The following is a 17,342-nucleotide window of genomic DNA, read 5'->3' on the forward strand; positions in this document are numbered from 1 at the left end:
TTTTCTTTCTCTTGAGTCACCCAACCGCACTATCCTGCATCGCAACTGTTCACAATGCTGTCTACGTCCGGGCGGTGCATCAGTTTTTGCAGGATGCCAAACTGTTTTTTGGTGGACGCAGACACCAGATACTGCCACTTTTGCGGCAGAATGGGCAAATCTGCAATGCTCCACTTGACGTATTTGGCATCGTAGACATTAGGCGGAGCCAGTTCCACCAGATGACCCACACACCAGCTCACCAGATAGCCGTTGCCCTCAAGGTAGCCGTCCTGACGGCTGGTGGCACCGAGGACTTTGGCATAGGACATGGCGACGGACGGTTTCTCCGCCACGATCAATTTTTGCGATAAGAATTCCTCCAATCTGTTTCGGATTGCAATATGTAAGGCGGCAAACGCCGCCAATAGAATTATTCTTCTGCGTTATCCTCCTCGCCGGTCTCCTCCGGCTCATCCTCCACAGGGATTTCAAAGTCGCCCTTGTCCTCAGTGTAGTTTGCATCGGGGTCAAGGGCTTCTTTTTCTGCCTGCTTTTTCTGCTTCTGCTTCATAAAGGTGTAAATGCCACCGCCAGCAACCAAACCGACCAGTGCCAGTACGCCTAAGAACGTAGTAGCATACTTCGTAACTTTGTTGCCACCAGTCTGTTCAGAACCGGATGCCGCCGCTTCTTCCGCAGCCTTTTTCGCATCCTCCTCGGCCTGTTTGCGCTCCTGTTCTGCCTGCGCCGCCGCTTCTTTTTCAGCGGTGTAGGCATCGGCATCTTCATCTTCCATCAGGGAAAGAAGGTCGGCTTCGTCCACAAGATTCATGAAATGAACGGTGTTTTCCCCCTTGTCGTTGCGGTCAATGACCAGATAGAATGTGTTGCCAGACTTCGACACCAGCGTGATAAACTGCTGACCGCTGCCATCCGAATAACTGGTATGGTAATCATCCACCAACGTCAGATTACCCTCCGGGGTCAGTGCACCAGATTCCTCATCAGTCACGGTGACCGCATCTTCCTCATCAGTGGTAGAAGTCAAGACAGGCTGTTCCGCTTCCTCCACAGGCTCACCGCCATAGGCAAAAGCAGGAGCCGCCATGCCAGCGCACAGTGCCACCGACAGCATCAGGGCGCAGAACTTATTCATCATCTTCATTATTAGATTCCTCCTTGTTGAACGTAGCACCGACTGCGGACAACGCAGCTGGGGTCGGGGTGGAAGTTGCAGACTGGCGCAGCAGGGCGGCAAGCTGTTCCGGCGTGACCTTGGCGGTGCGCACCATCTCGTTGACCTCGGCAGCTTCTGCTTCCTGAATCCGCCGCTCAAGGCTTTCAATGCGAGTGTTGATCTTAATGCGACGCTCCCTTTCCTTTTCCAGAGAAGCGCGCAGCTTATCGAGTTTTTCGCTCATTTCTTCCTCCAATCATTTTGAGAGCCGCCCAAAACCGGACAGATATTTCTGCCAGTAGGACGAATGAATATCGGCATACTTTATGGGGTCTCCGGCGGACACCATCATCCCGTTTCCAAGGTATATTCCGACGTGACTTTTTCCCGGAGTATCGTAGGTTCCTTCAAAGAAAACAAGGTCGCCGGGCTTTGCTTCGGCTTCGCTGATGTGCTGGCTCTTGTTCCACAATCCGTTGGCTGTGGTGCGCCCCACATTGTAGCCGTTCTGGTTGTAGACCCAACAGACATAGCCGCTGCAATCGAACCCGGTTTCCGGGGTAGAGCCGCCCCACACATAGGGCGTACCCACATACTTTTGGGCTTCCTTGTAGATGGCGGCAAACTCCTCGTCCGTCAGGGCTTCCGCTGGAACCTGATAATCAATGCCCGGCGCGCCAGAGCCATCGGAGCCACCGGGCGGCAAGCCTCCATTAAAAAGATAAGGTCTACCGCCCAAGGTATCTTGGAAAATCTCGTAACGTTTCCATTGGTCGTTATTCAGTTCTTCCCGAATAACCACTTCCAAGCCACGGTTCACCAGCTTGGTGTGGAAGATGCGGTACTCGTAGGGCACCTGCGTGGGGACTGGGATTCCTGCGGGAGTCATGACCCACACAGTCATATACCGGGTCTGCACCTCTACCCATGTGGTCAGCTTATACTGCTTTTTGAAGGTCTCCTTCAACTTGCCCTGCACCTCCGACCGGGTGTAATCGTCATACAAGGTGGTCAGGAACGAAGTCAGCTGCCATGGGTCATGCTCGATGGGGTCGAGATGGTACTGGTACTCGTTGTAGCCGGGGTGGTCGGTAGGAGTGCGCTTGATCTTTTTGTCCAGTTCCTTTTCCAGCTTCTTGTAGTCCTGTTCTGCGCCCCGGATGTCCCTGTCCTCGGCAGAGTACATGGTCTGCCCGGATACCTGTGTACCGCCGGAAAAGAGGATGCCGCAGGAGGAAAAGCCGGACATCACCATGAGGATGAGCAAAAGAAAAACGCCCACGATCACCAGAACGTGTGCGTTGCTCTTGGCGGCATTCGCCAGCCCTTTCACGGCAGTGCTGACGGCAGTTTTGCCCTTTTCTACCGCCTGTTCCATGCTGGACCGGGCGGTAGATGCACCGTTGGATGCCGCTTTGCCGCCTACGGTCTGCGCCGCCGTGCCCGAACGGGCAGCGGCATAGTAGCTTTTGTGGATTTCTTGCCGCTGTTTCCAGCGGGAAAGCCAGTTGGAGCCGCCCTCGCCGGTGCTGGATGCGCCTGCATCTTGTGGCGCAGTCGGCTCTCGTGCAGAAGATTTTGCGGTTTTGGTGCCTTTCTTGCCCTGCATCTTGGCTTTCTTCTTGAGCTTCCGGGCATAGCGGCTTTTGGAAATATCACGGACATTTCCTGCCGCTTTTTCGCCCTCGCTCAACGCCTGCACACCGACATTTTCATCCTCGTACTGGTCAACTTCGTGATGCACCGCAGACCGGGCGGCATGGGCAGCGTACATCTCCCGCTTCTGCGCCTTACTCAACCGGCTCAGTTCGTCCGGGGTCAGTTCCGCCTTGCCGAACCGCAGGTGCTGTTTTTTTTCGGCGGTCTTTTCTGCATCGGTTTTCAGTTTCTTCTTTCTGGGCACCGACTGCTCCACCTTGGTTTTCTTCGGAGGAGAACGGGTCTTTTTTGCGGACGACTCTTCTTTGATGTTCAGTTTCGGCTCACTCATTTCTGTGCGCCCTCCGAGACTTCACCCAACTTGGTGGTCATAATGCGGTAGAGTTCCAGATCGGTGGGGAAATGGTCCACAAAGGGCAGGATGACATTGCCGAAAAACAGCAGCCCCTCGCCCTCGCCGGAGTGGGTGACGTAGGAAAGCTGATGGGGCGAGATGTTGAGCTGCTTTGCGAGGATCTGCCGGTCTCCCGCCGCCTGATTCAGCATGATGATCATGTCACTGTTCTCGAAAATATTCTCGACCTCACGAGAAGAAAGAAGGTCTTTCACATTTTGCGTTAATCCAGTCGGGATACCGCCCCACTTGCGGAAACGCTTCCAGATCTCCACGGAATAAGCGGCGGTCTGCTCCTCTTTCAGCAAAAGGTGCATCTCATCCATATAATACCGGGTGGACTTGCCGCTGCTGCGGTTTGCCGTGACACGCCCCCACACCTGATCCTGCACGATGAGCATACCGAGTTTCTTCATCTGTTTGCCCAGTTCCTTGATGTCGTAGCACACGATTCTGTTGTTGACGTTCACATTGGTGCGGTGGTTGAACAGGTTCAGACTGCCCTTGACGTAGATTTCCAGTGCGGTGGCAACATGGTGGGCTTCCTTCTCGTCCTGCTGGAGCAGAGCATTGTACAAGTCCTCAAGAATGGGCATATTCTCCGGGCAGGGGTCCGCAAAATATTTGCGGTAGATCAGATGCACACAGCGGTCAATGACGGTTTTCTCCACCGGCAGCAGCCCTTCCTTGCCGCCCACCACCAGTTCACACAAAGAAAGAATAAAGTCAGCTTTCAAGGAAAGCGGGTTATCTTCCTCGGAGTAGTTGGCGTTGATGTCCATGGGATTGATGAACTGGGTACTGTTGGGCGAAATTTTGATGACCTGACCCTTCAAACGATTCACCAGCGGCGAGTATTCGCCTTCGGGGTCGTTGATGATAATATCATCGTCCGTCACCAAAAAAGCGTTTGCGATCTCGCGCTTTGCCGAGAAACTTTTGCCGGAGCCGGGAGTACCCAAAATCAGGCCATTGGGGTTCTTCAGTTTCTTCCGGTCTACCATAATCAGGTTGTTGGACAAAGCATTCAAGCCATAATACAGGCTTTCTTTGCCGGACTGGTACAGTTCCTGTGTGGTGAACGGAATGAAGATTGCCGTGCTGCTGGTGGTCAGACCTCGCTGGATCTCGATCTGACAGTCTGCCAGCGGCAGGCTGCTCATCAGTCCCTGCTCCTGCTGGAAATCCAACCGGCACAGATTGCAGTTGTGCTTCTGGGCGATGCTGGATGCCTGAAACACATTGGTTTCCAGCTCCTGCTCCGTGCGCCCCGTGTTCAGCACCAGAAAGGTGACAAGGAACATCCGCTCGTTCTGGCTCTGCAATTCCTTCAGCAGGGCTTTTGCATCTCTGCCGTAGGTTGCCAAATCCGACGGAATGATGTCAATATCATATCCGGCACGGATTGCCTTCTTCTGTTCCTCGATCTTGCTGCGATCCAGTTCAGTGATGGTGCGCTTGACCGTCTTGATAGCACGATTCTGATCGACACTCTGAATGTGCATGGTAACGATTTGCGAGGAATCCATGTCCAGAAAATCCTTCAAAAGCTGGTCGCTGATGTCGGATGCCGTGATGCTCAAAAAACTGGCAGCGCAGTAGATGCCGCCCATCTGGAATGTCCGGGAGTTTTTGAAGGCAAAGGCGGTAGGCGCAATGGCATCCTTCACGGAAAGGCCGCTTTTCACAAGGCCTTTCCAGTCAAAATGAAACTTGGATGCGCCGTCCATGTTGAACATATCGTGCATGAGTTTCAGCCGCTGGGCACCATTCAAGGGCTTTGCCTGCACCCCTAACCGATGAAAATTATTGAGCAGGTCATTCTGGATGTGGTCGAGCCGGGGCTTGACCTGCGCCATGCTTTCGCCCTCCACGCCAAAGGTGATGAATTTGGTCTTGGTCAGACCATTATTGCCCTTGGCAAGCTGCTGGCGCAGCATCTGGGAATACTCGGCACGAACATCATCGAAACCATCTCGCTGGTACGGGATACGGATGCTTTTCTCAAACTCGGTGCTGTCGGTTGCCATGTTCACGAAAGACAGCTCAAATTTGATGGAGCTGTCGAAAAAGTTGAGGAAGGAACACCATTCCTCGAAAATGGCGGTCTTGTCCTCCTGCTGCGCCAGCTGGTAATTGATGTCCTGATACTGGATGGTGCGGGTGTAGTAATTGGGCTTCACCCGGCAGGTGCCGTCCTCAAACATCCGCTGCATGGGGATAGACTGCTGGGCGGTCCGGGGCACAGCAGGCTTTGCGTTCTGCCTGCGCTTCTGCGCAGACTGCGGCTTACTGTGCTTACCGGTCTTTTTCCAAAACGGGATCATGGGTCACGCCTCCCTTCATAAGCAGTGCATAGTAGTTGTTGGTCTTGTAGGGACGAATTTTCGGACGGACAAACCGGGACTGCACATAGTACGACAGCAGCTTTTCCATGGGCTGGCCGTTTTTCTCGTACATTCCAAGGAAGAACGCTGGCAGCATCACCGCCATCATGCCGAGGGTGGCGGCAGTGTTGCCGCCGGAGTCCCGGAGAACAAAAAACAGCGGCACTCCAATGAGAGCCGCTGTGCCGAAACAAAGCAGTTGCCGTTTCGTCAGGTTGAATGCGACCTTCGATTTTACTTTCGTCAGGTCACGGGGCACAGAGATATACGCAGCCAATAAAGAACCTCCTTTAGTGCGCTCCGAGAACGGATTTGGTTACGGAGCTGGTCTTGAACAGGCTGAAACAGAGCAGGACGGTGTAGCCCACAATGCTCCAAATGGAGTTAATGGCATCCCCGGAAATCGCCACGCTCTGAATCAGTACAGCGTAAATAGCAACACAAATCAAAATCAAGAAGCCCTGAAAACCCAGTGCAAACAGGCATTTCAGGTAGTTCTGTCCCATGTGCGATTGCTCATGGTTGCCGAAGGTCGCCATCGGGATGGGTGCAAGGCTCACCATGCAATATATCTCAATCATTCTTCCGTACACGATGACAAAAATAATGATGCTCAATATCCGCATGGTGATGCCGATGAAGAAGGACTGCAAAAACAGCCCGAACAGGGGGCCTACATCCATCTGCATCAGGCTGGCTTCCAACATCGACAAGCCAATGTCGTTGACACGGGTATTTCCGGCGATGATGCCGCTGGAATCGGACACTACCTTCTGGGTGATGTCGAACACCGCCATCACAATATCGAAGGTATTGGAGATGAACCAGACGGACACCGCTGTTTTGAAGATCCAGCGCATGATGAGTGCAGGCTCAAATTGTGCCATGTTGTTGTGCTGGGTAATCATCTCGATTAGTTCATAGCAGGCGATAAAGGTCAGGATGATGCCTGCGATGGGCAGCACCACATTCCGGGAAAGGGCTTCGATCATTGCGAAAACGCGCGGCTCGAAGGCCGATGGCTTGGTGCCCACCTGCTGTGCGATGTTGCCTACTTGCGTATTCACATCGTCGAATAGCCCGCTGAGATTTGACATAATGCCTGCCGTCAGGATGCCTTTGATCCAGTCGGCAATGGCCTTGAGAACGGTTTCCATTCAGCAGTCACCGTCCTTAGCTGAAGTGGTTGATAAGGGTCTTGAGGAGATTCAGAAGAAAAATAATGTGGGTCAAAAACTGCATAAGACACCGCCTTTCATTGATGGGTGGAGATTCGTACCGCAATGCGCTCCTTATGATAAAGGACTGTTATCCACAGCAAAGATAGAGCGATTGCGTATGTACAGGCGGGAAAACCCGCCTGCGGCTCTTAGCCGAACAGACCAGACAGCAGAGGAATCAGGGTGATGCCCACCAGAGCAACGCCGCCGCCAGCCATGAGCTGCTTCATGCCCTGAGACTTTGCTTATGTGTGATAAAGAAGTAATAGAAGTGTAAAAAATTTTGCCTTTCCTATCCGATACTTGTCTTTGGTATCGGATAGGGCAGGCGGTCATTCGGGCAAGTCCACCTTGCCGACGAAAGAATAGTAAATCTCAATATCCTGTCTGCGTGTGCCGTTTTCATCGTAGCTGCACTCATGCACAACGATTTTCTCTACAAACTCACGTAAGAGGGTGTGGGTCAGTTCTTCAAAGTTCATGTGCTTGCGGACAATGTTCATAAACTTTTCTGCGTTTACGGTAGCTTCCTGTGCTTTGGAAAGCTCCGCCTGTATTCTGGCAACACGCTCTTTCAATTCCTGCTGTTCGGCTTCATAGTCTGCCGAAAGCTCCGTGAAACGCTCGTCAGAAATGCGACCGCTTACGCTGTCCTCATACAGCCGCTTGAAAATAGCGGAAAGTTCACCGATACGCTTTTCGGCAGCTTCCAGTTCCTTTTTCTTGGCGGCGTTCCGGCGTTTGCCGCCGTCCTCGTTCTGCTCGATCAGCAGCTTCATAAAACGGGCTTCATGCTTTGCCGCATAGCTCGTCACTTTCCGTAGATTGGAGAGAACGCCCGCAGTCAAAAGGTCGGTGCGGATAAAATGTGCGGTGCAGTCATGGGTGCGCTTCTTGTAGTTCCCGCAGATATAGCAGTCCTGTTTCCGCTTATCGGTCTGGTAACGCTGCTGATACATGACGCTGCCGCAGTCCGCGCAAAAGAGCATACCAGAGAACAAGCCCACTTCATCATAGCGGTTCGGACGCTTGCGCTGTTTGCGTAATTCCTGCACACGCTCCCATGTCTGGGTGTCGATGATAGGCTCATGGTGGTTCTCGAAAACTGCCTGTTTCTCAATGGGATTTTCTATGCTGTGCTTGGTCTTGTAGGACGGTTTCTCCGTCTTGAAGTTCACCAAACAGCCCATGTACTCCCGGTTTTCAAGGATATGCACCACGGTATTTGTCGCCCATTTGCACTCATAGCCGGGGTGATAGCGGCGTGTGCTGCCCGTCCTGCGGTATTCCAGCGTTCCCGGCGTTGGGATTTCCTGCTCGGTCAGCATACGGGCTATCTTGGTCGGACCGTTCCCGGCAAGGCACAGACGGTATATCTGCTTGACCACGGGTGCGGCTTCCTCGTCAATGATGAAGTTTTCGTCCTCGTCCATGAGGTAGCCGTACACGGGTTTGCTCGTAACAGGCTTGCCGCTCATGCCTTTTGACCGTTTTACAGCTTTGATTTTCTTACTCGTATCTCTCACCAGCCATTCGTTGAAAATGTTCCGCAGAGGGGCAAAATCATTATCGCCCTGTGCGCTGTCCACTCCATCGTTAATTGCGATAAAGCGGACGCCTTTTTGTGGGAAAATCATCTCGGTATACATTCCCACCTGCAGGTAGTTTCGCCCTAACCGTGACATATCCTTTACGATAACGGTAGCCACTTTCCCGGCTTCAATGTCCGCAAGCATGGATTGAAAGCCCGGTCTTTGGAAGTTCGCACCAGAATAGCCATCGTCCGTGTACCAGCGCAGATTGGAAAAGCCGTTCTGCTTTGCGTAGGTTTCAAGGATACGCTTCTGGTTGGAAATGGAATTACTTTCGCCTTGCAGCTCGTCCTCATGGGATAGTCTTGGATAAAGGGCAGTGATTTTCTGGGTGGTCTGTCTTAACATAAAATCCTCCGTTTCCGACAGCCAGCCCCACTATTCCGTATTTCGATTATACCACATGGGGCGGCTGTCTGTATAGCGGCTTCTGCTTCTTTACCGCCCGGTAAAATGACGATTTTTCTGTGCGGCTTGTAGCGTTAGGGCGAAAGCTGGGCTTTGTGTCCTGCGGCGGCTTCCGCCTCCAGCACTTTCATCATCTTATCGGCTGCGGTGTCGGTGGTATCTTTTTTGAAAAATCCGGAAACGACAAGGACGGTGTTGCCCATGCGGATCTCTGTCACGCAGTCCGGGCGGCGTTCCGGGGTGGTGTTCTGCTTGTTCTCTGCCATAGGCAACTCCTTTCATTTCATCAATTCTTTTAGTCTGTTCAGCTTGGCTTGCGCCGTTTCACGGCGGAAGTTCTCTCCCGTAAAGAGGATAGGGGCGCACATTTCCAAAAGGCGGTCATAAATCCGGGCATGGGCGGTGTCCAGCGGATTTTGCAGGCTGTCCAATGTCAGATTGGTGGTAACGATTAAGGGCTTGCGGCTGCGGTAGCGGCTGTCAATCACATTGTAGACCTGTTCTAAACCGTACTCTGTGCCGCGCTCCATTCCAAAATCATCAATGATAAGCAGAGGAAAACGGCAAAGACGCCCGATATACTCGTTGCGCCCCTCAAAGCTGGCGGTCAGGTCATTCAAAATCGCAGAGAAGTTCGTCATGCGGACAGCGACTTCCTGCTCCATGAGGGCATTAGCGATACACCCGGCAAAATAGCTTTTTCCTGTGCCGACCTTGCCCCATAGCAGATAGCCGATATTTTCCTCGCGCATGGTTTCCCAATGCTCCACATAGAAGTGTGCAATCTCTATTTGCGGGCATTTCCCGTTGTCGTTGGCGAAAGTCCATTCCTGCATGGTAGGATTGGTAAATCCCCGGCGCTTCAAGTCCTCCACGGTGTCAAGGTGCTTTCTGCGCTGTTCGGCGGCTTCACGCTCCAAACGCTGGGCTTTCTGGCAGTCACATTCTGCCGGGTGGCGGTCACGCCCAAACAGGGCGGCTTGCTTTTCCGGGAAGTAGGCTTCTTTCGGAGTGTAACACTTGCCGCAGTAAAGCAGTCCGTCCTCGCCCGTGTAGTCCTCCGGCTGTGGGGTAACAGCCGCCATATTCAAAACTCGTTCTGTAAACAGATTACTCATAAGCTCTCGCCCTCCTTGCAGGTGTATTCGGGTATGCCCTGTTTCGGGGCAGCCTTTGCGGTATCGTCTGCCGCCCATCTGCGGATAGTGGCGGCGTGGTTTTTATATTTCTTGCCCGTGGACGCGATATAGCCGGAAAGCCGCTCAATGTAGTACGCCCATTTTTCGGGCAGCTCCGCTTGCAGTTCGGAAAGCTCCGTATCAGTCAGAAATACATTCTCATATCTGCCATAGCTGCGGGCGATGGCTTGTCCCTTTAACTCTCCCTCTTTTTCTAACTCTATATCTATCTCTTTCTTTATCTCTATCTCTGGTGGACGAATGTCGGACAAATGTCCGCCATTTGTCCGCGGCGGCAAAAGTGCCTTATTTTCAAGCCTTGCGGCGCGTTTCCGTTCCGCTTCGGTAGAGGATTGACCGATCATCAGCTCGATGTCGGTCATATAAAGCAGCCCGCAGTCAAGCTGCTCCACAAGCCCTAACTGCTGGAAGATGGCTAATGCCCGTTCCACCGTCCCGATTTGGTGACGGGTCAGCGTGGCTATCATCTGGGCGGTATAGGGGATATGCTCGTCAAGCTGCAATCTGCCGCCATTTTTCAGCGATTTTAAGTACAGCTTCAAGAGGATATTGGAATACAAAATCCCGTCTTTCATGTCCTCCAACAGCACAATGGAATCGCTGTCGAAGAAGTTTTCTTTCAGTTTGAGGTAGTAATATTTGCGGTTATCTGCCATTGGCGGTGTCCTCCCTGTGTTTCCATCTCTTAGAGAAATACCGGGGGCAGAGGACGATAATCGCCCGGAAGCTCTGCTTGCAGCCGTGTGTGCAGCCCCGGCAAAGGTCATTGTAGGTAATACGGTTTCGGTGGTTGAGGAAAAAGCTCCATTCCAACCGCCGCTTTTTGCTCATGCGTGGCATTTCTCGCTCCTTTCTGCCGTTTCCGCTGGTATAAGCGGATAGGTCGGTAAAAATGTAGTTTCTCGGTGTCATTTTCGGGGATTTCCTGCGCTGTGCGCCCCGTTTCAAAGGTGGGCAGTATTGCGGATAGGGTGCAGGGCATATCCCCGTTTTGGTATCGTTTCGGGGCGGTTTTTAACGCTCATGTTCGTGCTTTTTCTCTCTGTCTTTCTCGCCTTGCAGGATTTGAGAAAGATTGCTTTTCACGGTATGCAGCTCCTTGACACGGGCTTTTTTCTCCCGGTATTCGTTGTAATGGGCGTTCTTTTCGGCGGTAAGCTGCTCGATTTCCGCTTGCAGGGCTTTATGGCTTGGCAGCTTGGAAACGCCATGCGCCCGAAAATAACGGGTGGCTGCGTCCGCTATGATAAAATCGCTTTCGTGCCGTTCCCGGTAGGCGCTGCGGGCTTTTTCCGTTTTCTGCGCTTTCAGACCGTCACGGGCAGGCTTGGTCTTGGCATAGGCAAGCACCTGTGTCTGAAGTTCCTTTTTCTCCCGGATAGCAGCGTCCAGGGCTTTCAGCTTGGCGGTGCTGTCCTGTAAATCCGCATTGGCGGATACAAGGGCTGCGTCCAGCTCCTCCGGCGAATAGCCGTACTGCCCGTAGGCGGCAACGGTAGCCGCCATTTGTTTCAGATTGTGGACTGCCGCCCAGCGGTCATAGCCCGCGCCCTTTCCCTCCGCTCGCTTCGCTGCCCGGTCAACCATGCGCTGAATACCGTCCTTTTCCGGGGTGGTTTGGACAGCTTTTTTGCCCTGCAAACGCTCCCTTATGTTGCGGGGGTATTCGGGTACGGTTGCGGTCTGCTCGGCGGCTCTGTGGGCGTTCTGTTCCAAAAGGGCAAGAACGGCAGCGCGGTCAAAATCATCTCCCAGCTTGCGGGCGGTAATGGGCTTTGTCCTGTCCGGCGTGAGGTAGGATAGCCGCCATCGGCTCTCCTTGACAGTCACGCCCTGTTGCAAGAGAACGGCGGCGAACTCGCCATAGCTTGCGGCAGAGGACAGCGCGGTGCGTATGGCCTGCCGCAATTTTTCCTTGTCTGTTTCAAACTTCGTGGGCTTGGCTGGCTGCTCCTCGGCTGGCAAGGCGGCAGCTTCCTTGTCCAGCTTTACCTGCCCTTTCCGCTGCGCCCAATACTCACGCTCGGTAATGCGGCTTTTGCTGCCATGCAAAAGGTCGATTTGATAGAGATTTTCCCGGTGGCACAGCTCCATGACTTCGGCTTTGAAGTATTCCATCGCCGCGTCTGTGCAGCGGTGTTTGCACCCGGCGCGGGTGTCTGCCGGTCTGTCCATATAGGGCAAGAATGGAACTTCGGCTATCCGCAGAGAATTGATAACGATATGCACATGGATATTGCCGCTGTGGTTGTGTCCGTCCGGGTGGGTGCAGACAATGGCTTGGTGTCCAGGAAACTGCTTCCGGCAAAATTCCTCGCCCAACGCCTGCGCCCGGTCTACGGTCAAACCGTTGTCCACCGCGTCCCGTGGGTCAAAGCTGATAATGTAGTGGTGGCTTTTTACATCTTCTCGCTTCTGGTTCTTCCCATAGCGGAGATTGGAGCGCATACAGGCAACGGCAAAATCCTCGTCGCCGCAGTTCAGCGTGGCTATTCGATAGTCCTCCCTGAGCATGAGCCGCCCGTTTTCATCAAGGGTGGGCTTCATGGTAAACTCGTCATGTTCAAAGGTGAGGTACTGCTCGGCTGCGCCATAGTCCGCATTTTTAGAGCTGATATGTTTGAATGTTGCCAACAGCGTCACCTACCTTTCGCAGGACTTCAAACTTCAAGGCAGCAAGGTCAGAAATGGCGGCGCGGACTTCAACGGACAGGGCGTTGTATGGTGTGCCGTACTCGTTGAGGGCGCGGGCAATCTGATTGAGGTTGCCACCGATTTTTCCATATTCGGCGGTCAGCCTGCCAACGGCGGACAACAGTTCATCATTGACCGGGGAAACGGTAACGATGGGGCGAATGGTCGCCCGTGTAATGGCTTGCCGGATAAATTCGGCTTGGCTCATGTCATAGTGTTTCAGCCGCTCGGTAAAGTCGGCGTATTCTTCCTCGGTCATGCGGGTTTTGACCACATGGCAGCGGTGGGGCGTGTTGTATTTTTTCTTCAAGCGTTGACCTCCTTTCTCGCCCGACAGGGCGCATGAGCAGGGTTTGGGGAAGGCACTCCCCAACAAGATTTACCAAAGGGGGCAAAACCGCAGATATGCGGATTTTGGCACCGTGGTAGAATCTTGCTCTAAAAAACTACCGCTTTCCTCGGCGGCTCTGGTTTGCGGATATACTGGCTTGCTCCACCAATATAGCGATTGCGGCGGCGTGTTCTGCCCGCTGTTCACCACTACAACGGTGAAAAGGGGTCGTTTTGGCAAACGCAGCGGAAATTTTTTTGTTTTTCCTGTCTGCTCCCTACAACAATCCGGCGGTGTGGTTTGCCAAAGATTTTTGAAAATGGGCGCAAAAAAAGCAGTAAACCTTTTCAAGATTTACTGCTTATCTGCCGCTGTGATGGGCGGCGGTATTAAATTGTCAGCCGTTTTTCAAATGGAATTTATCTGCAATCGCTTTCTTTCCGCTTTCCAATTCCTTTTCTGTAATCTTCCATAATCCTAACGCAATGATCTGCTATCTTTTGCATTCCGAGTTCTTCAAAAAAGGCAATTTGTATTTTCATCAGTTCTTCACAAACAGTCAACTTCTGCTCATCCATATTGCTAATAGCAAGCCATGGGAACGCTTTATATTTCTTAGTGTCCCCAATGAGAAAATTGTACCCTATCAACTCATTTTCACGGAAAACGAAATAGAATTGTGGGCCTGAACCTGGAACTGACTTTTCCATAATTTGCTGCATTGTTCTCACGCCGCCGTATGCCGGAAAAAAACCTATTCGCTCAAGAGCATTTAATATGTCAATCCTTTTATCTGTGGGTATGTCTCTATAATTGATAATCTGTTCCATTTGCTCTACCCTCATTGAAGTTTAATTTGTCAGGCTCTAATTATACAACTTTTCTGTTTAGCGGTCAAAGCGGAACTTCAACAGGCTTTCTATCAGTTGCCTGACGATATGCTCCTGCATATCCGTGTTAATCTGTCCGTCCATTTTCGCACAAGAGCGGACATATCCCGCATAATGGGATAGGACGGCGGCAACAGCTTCCGGGTCGCCCTCGCTTGCCTTAACGATTGTCTCATAGGGAAGTAGCTGGCTCATAGGACAAACCCTCCAACTCTGCCCGTAGCCGCCGTAAAATCATCTGAATACGCCGCCCGGTTGTGTTGCCAGCCCGTCCATATCTCCGTCCAATCTCCCTATGCGTCAATCGTTGGAAGTAGTACAAGAAAATGATTTCCTGTTCCATCTGTGATAGTGCGGACAGGGCTGCGGCAAGCTCTGGACTTTCCAAAAGCACCATCTGACCACAGACGAAAAGCGGATAGCTGGTCATGCCGGATTGCTCCGCAAAGTATTTATCTGTGGTACTGAATGGATAGTGTTTTTCTTCTATCAGATATTCAAGCGAGATTTCCCGCTTGCGGCGGCTCCGTATGCTCCGGGCTGCGTCTATGGCAGCGTGGCGAATAACAGTCTTGCAAAAGGCATCGTGTGTATGCCGGATATGTTCTTGATACTTTTCGTGTTCGGTCATGGAAAATCCCCCTTTCTGAATAATGGCAGAGGGCGGCAGCATCTTGTGCTGTCGCCCTCTTGATTACCGAACAGCAAAGACGGGCGGGGCTGTCAACGGCGGCGCATTTGCGCCGTTCATCTTGACCGTTGACAGGCTCGGCTGGGTTTGCTATCTGCTCACGGCAATTCACTCTCATTGATAGGAATTGCCTCAAGTTCCGTATTCAAATTGTTCCAATAAGAGCCGATATCCGCACTTGTGAAATACTTAAAACCGCCTGCTGCTGACTTCAATTCGCCGTTTTTAACCCCATAGCAGGCGTAAATCAAATCGTAGCTTGTTCCATCTGAGAGGTTAAATCTAAAGCTGGTCACATCTGCTCTGGCAGTTTCCTCAGTCGTTTTGTCTTTTAGGGATAAGCCCTTGAACTTATCATACAGGGTCTTTATATCATTTTCAGCAACAACTACTTTCTTTTCTGCTGATGCAGGCACTCCGTCATAGTGGTACATTTCAACGTTTTCGACATCTTCAACCTCAAATGGGAAGTCGATTTTGACAGGCTCATAAGCAATGTTTATAGGTAACAGAAAGAGAGCTGTAAAAATTGCAATGATACAAAGAGCGATGGAAACGAGAACAGCAATCGTTATCTTTTTTCTGCCTCTCTGCTTTTCTTTTGCCTCATGGCGCATAATAACGCTTTCGCTTTCTTCGTGAAGAACATCTTCGCTCGTGTGAGAAAGCAATTTCTGATAAATTGCGTTACAGTCAGCACAGGCGTTCAAATGCTCTTTTACCATCTCTGCGCTTGCTTCGCTGCAAGCACTGTCAACATACAGCGGAAGAATATCTCGAACAATATCGCATTGTTTACTCATGCTTTTCATCCATCCTTTCTTGAATTTTTAGCTTTGCACGATGATAAGTAACTCTCGCCCATGATTCTGTTTTTCCAAAAATTGCAGCGATTTGTGAAAAAGATAGTTCCCCGAATACGCGAAGCTGAAAGACTTCTTTGTATGGTTCTTCCAAACGGTGAAGAACGAGGTGTATGCGGAACGCCATGTCAGAATCTGCAACTGAGTTCTCAACATTTTCATTTGATGGCAAGTCATTGATTTCACTCACATCAGCTACTCGCTGACGGCTTCGCATTTCATCATGGTAAAGGTTTTTTGCTATGGAGCAGAGCCATGTCAATTCATCTGACTTACCTTTGAATTGTGATGTTGTAGAAACAGCCTTATAGAATGTGTTCTGCGTGATTTCCTCTGCTATCTCACGATTTTTGGCAAGAGAAATAGTATACGAGTATACCTGTAAATAGTAGGCTTTATAGAGCTTTTCATAGTCCATACTTGTCATCACCTCCTTCAGCTTCATAGGTTAGACGGAGAAATCGGAATTTCGTTACAAAGAAGTTTGAAATTTTTATACCTTTACGCTACTCTTGCTTTGTGCGGACTATTGGTAGACGCGCATTAACGGCAAGTAAAGAGATTGCTGTGTCAGCTTGATATGTTCAAATGCTAATTAAGTATAGCATACAGCTATGAATTTTTCTATTGCGTTCCCCTGACTTCGGAATAGTGGCAGGGCTGGCTATCCTTGTTTTGCTTTGTGCTTCTCTACCGTACATGAGCATTGGAGCCGGGGTTGTCGTTACCGTAACCTTCCAGCAGGTTGATGGCACCCCAAACGCCGAGACCGGCACCCAGAGCGACAACCAGAGTCTGAAGAACTTCGATAGCAGAGTTAAAGAATTCCATAATCGTTTCTCCTTTATTTTGAAAAAATTGTAGACCGTCCGTACACACCTGAAATCGTACATTTTTGAGCCACGAACTGCGGCAGAAGTGGATTTGCTGGTGTACCTCTCTGGTCAGGATAAAATAAAACCGCCTACCGGGTCAGGCAGGCGGGAGCGAATCAGCGTCAATCACAACAAATTCATCATTGGAATTGATTTTTTCTTTTCGGTTCAGATATTTTTCAATATCAAAGGTGTTTTTGGGGTCGTAGTCCGAGGTCAGCTTGTAGTTGGGGTGCTGGGTCAGGTCGTACTTGTCCGAAAGAAAGGGGCGCACACCTCGCAGCTGCAAAATACACTTGCCGCCGTCCAGCACCGCCAGCTCGTCCCGGCTCAATAACTCATGCCCCATCTTTTGGAACGTAGTGCCGTAACTGGGGCTATTGCCACGGGTGTCCGAGGTGTTGAAGGCATCAATCGTTTCTTTGCCCAGCATTTCGGACAGGTCTTTCAGGGTGGTAGGTTCGGAGCCGCCCAGAAAAATTTGAGAATCCATGTTGCCCACGATGGTGTCCGCATTGTCCTTGTAGATGGCTTTCAACTGGCTTCTCGCCTGCAAAACAAGACAGGCGGAGATTTCACGGCTGCGGATGGTGGCCACCAGCTTTTCCAGATTGGGAATCTGCCCGATGTTGGCGCACTCGTCGATCAGACAGCGCACATGAATGGGCAGCTTGCCGCCGTACACATCATCCGCTTTGTCGCACAAGAGGTTAAAAAGCTGGGTGTAGACCATACTGATGAGAAAATTGAATGTGCTATCCGTGTCCGACATGATGAGGAACAGAGCCGTTTTCTTATCGCCCAGCGTGTCCAGTTGCAACTCATCGTACATCGTTAAATCGCGTAATTCTTGGATGTCAAATGGCGCAAGTCTAGCACCGCAGGAAATGAGGATGGATTTTGCGGTCTTGCCAGAGACAAATTGTCAAGGACTTTTTAATCAAATTCACAAAAATCTACAAAAAAGGTGCCAGAAGCAC

At 51.3% G+C, this 17,342-nt stretch carries 18 protein-coding genes and 4 pseudogenes; all 22 read right to left on the reverse strand.

Annotated elements, in window-relative coordinates:
* Nucleotides 1-32: 32 nt before the first annotated feature.
* Nucleotides 33-365, reverse strand: a pseudogene (locus tag DXB44_RS13420) (toprim domain-containing protein); the annotation flags it as partial.
* 47 nt (nt 366-412) lie between these two features.
* Complete coding sequence (locus DXB44_RS13425; RefSeq protein WP_118659028.1) at nt 413-1,147, reverse strand: DUF4366 domain-containing protein; 735 nt, start codon at nt 1,145-1,147, stop codon at nt 413-415.
* A complete protein-coding gene (locus tag DXB44_RS13430; protein WP_118659029.1) occupies nt 1,131-1,403 on the reverse strand; it encodes a DUF4315 family protein in 273 nt (90 codons plus the stop codon). Before DXB44_RS13430 ends, DXB44_RS13425 begins: the two co-directional genes overlap by 17 nt.
* Nucleotides 1,404-1,415: 12 nt before the next feature.
* Nucleotides 1,416-3,149, reverse strand: a complete 1,734-nt coding sequence (locus DXB44_RS13435; RefSeq protein WP_118659030.1) for a C40 family peptidase — start codon at nt 3,147-3,149, stop codon at nt 1,416-1,418.
* Entirely contained in the window at nt 3,146-5,539 is a 2,394-nt protein-coding gene (locus DXB44_RS13440) for a VirB4-like conjugal transfer ATPase, CD1110 family (RefSeq protein ID WP_118659031.1), read from the reverse strand. The genes DXB44_RS13435 and DXB44_RS13440 overlap by 4 nt, the downstream gene beginning before the upstream one ends.
* Nucleotides 5,511-5,876, reverse strand: coding sequence for a PrgI family protein (locus DXB44_RS13445; protein WP_118659032.1), 366 nt, complete (start codon nt 5,874-5,876; stop codon nt 5,511-5,513). Before DXB44_RS13445 ends, DXB44_RS13440 begins: the two co-directional genes overlap by 29 nt.
* Nucleotides 5,877-5,889: 13 nt before the next feature.
* Complete coding sequence (locus DXB44_RS13450; RefSeq protein WP_118659033.1) at nt 5,890-6,756, reverse strand: VirB6/TrbL-like conjugal transfer protein, CD1112 family; 867 nt, start codon at nt 6,754-6,756, stop codon at nt 5,890-5,892.
* Nucleotides 6,757-6,968: 212 nt separating this feature from the next.
* Nucleotides 6,969-7,064, reverse strand: a pseudogene (locus tag DXB44_RS15045) (Maff2 family protein); the annotation flags it as partial.
* Nucleotides 7,065-7,151: 87 nt separating this feature from the next.
* Nucleotides 7,152-8,759: a recombinase family protein gene (locus tag DXB44_RS13465; protein ID WP_006573559.1), complete on the reverse strand. Its 1,608-nt coding sequence runs from the start codon at nt 8,757-8,759 to the stop codon at nt 7,152-7,154.
* A gap of 134 nt (nt 8,760-8,893) precedes the next feature.
* The gene (locus DXB44_RS13470; protein WP_005946147.1) at nt 8,894-9,085 is read right to left on the reverse strand and encodes a transposon-encoded TnpW family protein; all 192 of its coding nucleotides are present in this window, start codon (nt 9,083-9,085) and stop codon (nt 8,894-8,896) included.
* A gap of 12 nt (nt 9,086-9,097) precedes the next feature.
* Nucleotides 9,098-9,937 (reverse strand): ATP-binding protein, encoded by an 840-nt coding sequence (locus DXB44_RS13475; RefSeq protein WP_117930462.1) that lies wholly within the window; start codon nt 9,935-9,937, stop codon nt 9,098-9,100.
* The gene (locus DXB44_RS13480) at nt 9,934-10,674 is read right to left on the reverse strand and encodes a phage replisome organizer N-terminal domain-containing protein (RefSeq protein WP_117733642.1); all 741 of its coding nucleotides are present in this window, start codon (nt 10,672-10,674) and stop codon (nt 9,934-9,936) included. The genes DXB44_RS13475 and DXB44_RS13480 overlap by 4 nt, the downstream gene beginning before the upstream one ends.
* Nucleotides 10,664-10,858 (reverse strand): hypothetical protein, encoded by a 195-nt coding sequence (locus tag DXB44_RS14880; RefSeq protein ID WP_006573562.1) that lies wholly within the window; start codon nt 10,856-10,858, stop codon nt 10,664-10,666. Before DXB44_RS14880 ends, DXB44_RS13480 begins: the two co-directional genes overlap by 11 nt.
* A 174-nt stretch (nt 10,859-11,032) precedes the next feature.
* Nucleotides 11,033-12,652, reverse strand: a complete 1,620-nt coding sequence (locus tag DXB44_RS13490) for a relaxase/mobilization nuclease domain-containing protein (protein WP_182400593.1) — start codon at nt 12,650-12,652, stop codon at nt 11,033-11,035.
* The gene (gene mobC / locus DXB44_RS13495; RefSeq protein WP_040647222.1) at nt 12,624-13,022 is read right to left on the reverse strand and encodes a plasmid mobilization relaxosome protein MobC; all 399 of its coding nucleotides are present in this window, start codon (nt 13,020-13,022) and stop codon (nt 12,624-12,626) included. Before mobC ends, DXB44_RS13490 begins: the two co-directional genes overlap by 29 nt.
* Nucleotides 13,023-13,462: 440 nt before the next feature.
* Nucleotides 13,463-13,888: a hypothetical protein gene (locus DXB44_RS13505; protein ID WP_005921288.1), complete on the reverse strand. Its 426-nt coding sequence runs from the start codon at nt 13,886-13,888 to the stop codon at nt 13,463-13,465.
* Nucleotides 13,889-13,930: 42 nt separating this feature from the next.
* Nucleotides 13,931-14,128, reverse strand: a complete 198-nt coding sequence (locus DXB44_RS13510; RefSeq protein WP_005921293.1) for a helix-turn-helix domain-containing protein — start codon at nt 14,126-14,128, stop codon at nt 13,931-13,933.
* Nucleotides 14,106-14,606, reverse strand: coding sequence for a sigma factor-like helix-turn-helix DNA-binding protein (locus DXB44_RS13515; protein WP_004853592.1), 501 nt, complete (start codon nt 14,604-14,606; stop codon nt 14,106-14,108). The genes DXB44_RS13510 and DXB44_RS13515 overlap by 23 nt, the downstream gene beginning before the upstream one ends.
* Before the next feature lie 116 nt (nt 14,607-14,722).
* Nucleotides 14,723-15,427, reverse strand: coding sequence for a zf-HC2 domain-containing protein (locus DXB44_RS13520; RefSeq protein WP_117930464.1), 705 nt, complete (start codon nt 15,425-15,427; stop codon nt 14,723-14,725).
* On the reverse strand, nt 15,420-15,932 hold the full coding sequence (locus DXB44_RS13525) for an RNA polymerase sigma factor (RefSeq protein ID WP_003533443.1): 513 nt from the start codon (nt 15,930-15,932) through the stop codon (nt 15,420-15,422). Before DXB44_RS13525 ends, DXB44_RS13520 begins: the two co-directional genes overlap by 8 nt.
* A gap of 257 nt (nt 15,933-16,189) precedes the next feature.
* Nucleotides 16,190-16,318: pseudogene (locus tag DXB44_RS13530) on the reverse strand (Maff2 family protein); the annotation flags it as partial.
* Nucleotides 16,319-16,459: 141 nt separating this feature from the next.
* Nucleotides 16,460-17,278 (reverse strand): annotated as a pseudogene (locus tag DXB44_RS13535) (TraG/TraD/VirD4 family protein); the annotation flags it as partial.
* Between the last annotated feature and the right edge of the window lie 64 nt (nt 17,279-17,342).

The sequence above is a fragment of the Faecalibacterium sp. OM04-11BH genome, from assembly GCF_003482185.1.
Classification (GTDB): Bacteria; Bacillota; Clostridia; order Oscillospirales; family Ruminococcaceae; genus Faecalibacterium; species Faecalibacterium tardum.

Bases quoted from the DNA above. Each gene is read 5' to 3' on its own strand.
- DXB44_RS13425 (WP_118659028.1), bottom strand. From the start codon at position 1,147: ATGAAGATGATGAATAAGTTCTGCGCCCTGATGCTGTCGGTGGCACTG.
- DXB44_RS13430 (WP_118659029.1), bottom strand. From the start codon at position 1,403: ATGAGCGAAAAACTCGATAAGCTGCGCGCTTCTCTGGAAAAGGAAAGG.
- DXB44_RS13435 (WP_118659030.1), bottom strand. From the start codon at position 3,149: ATGAGTGAGCCGAAACTGAACATCAAAGAAGAGTCGTCCGCAAAAAAG.
- DXB44_RS13440 (WP_118659031.1), bottom strand. From the start codon at position 5,539: ATGATCCCGTTTTGGAAAAAGACCGGTAAGCACAGTAAGCCGCAGTCT.
- DXB44_RS13450 (WP_118659033.1), bottom strand. From the start codon at position 6,756: ATGGAAACCGTTCTCAAGGCCATTGCCGACTGGATCAAAGGCATCCTG.
- DXB44_RS13465 (WP_006573559.1), bottom strand. From the start codon at position 8,759: ATGTTAAGACAGACCACCCAGAAAATCACTGCCCTTTATCCAAGACTA.
- DXB44_RS13470 (WP_005946147.1), bottom strand. From the start codon at position 9,085: ATGGCAGAGAACAAGCAGAACACCACCCCGGAACGCCGCCCGGACTGC.
- DXB44_RS13475 (WP_117930462.1), bottom strand. From the start codon at position 9,937: ATGAGTAATCTGTTTACAGAACGAGTTTTGAATATGGCGGCTGTTACC.
- DXB44_RS13480 (WP_117733642.1), bottom strand. From the start codon at position 10,674: ATGGCAGATAACCGCAAATATTACTACCTCAAACTGAAAGAAAACTTC.
- DXB44_RS14880 (WP_006573562.1), bottom strand. From the start codon at position 10,858: ATGCCACGCATGAGCAAAAAGCGGCGGTTGGAATGGAGCTTTTTCCTC.
- DXB44_RS13505 (WP_005921288.1), bottom strand. From the start codon at position 13,888: ATGAGGGTAGAGCAAATGGAACAGATTATCAATTATAGAGACATACCC.
- DXB44_RS13510 (WP_005921293.1), bottom strand. From the start codon at position 14,128: ATGAGCCAGCTACTTCCCTATGAGACAATCGTTAAGGCAAGCGAGGGC.
- DXB44_RS13515 (WP_004853592.1), bottom strand. From the start codon at position 14,606: ATGCTGCCGCCCTCTGCCATTATTCAGAAAGGGGGATTTTCCATGACC.
- DXB44_RS13520 (WP_117930464.1), bottom strand. From the start codon at position 15,427: ATGAGTAAACAATGCGATATTGTTCGAGATATTCTTCCGCTGTATGTT.
- DXB44_RS13525 (WP_003533443.1), bottom strand. From the start codon at position 15,932: ATGAAGCTGAAGGAGGTGATGACAAGTATGGACTATGAAAAGCTCTAT.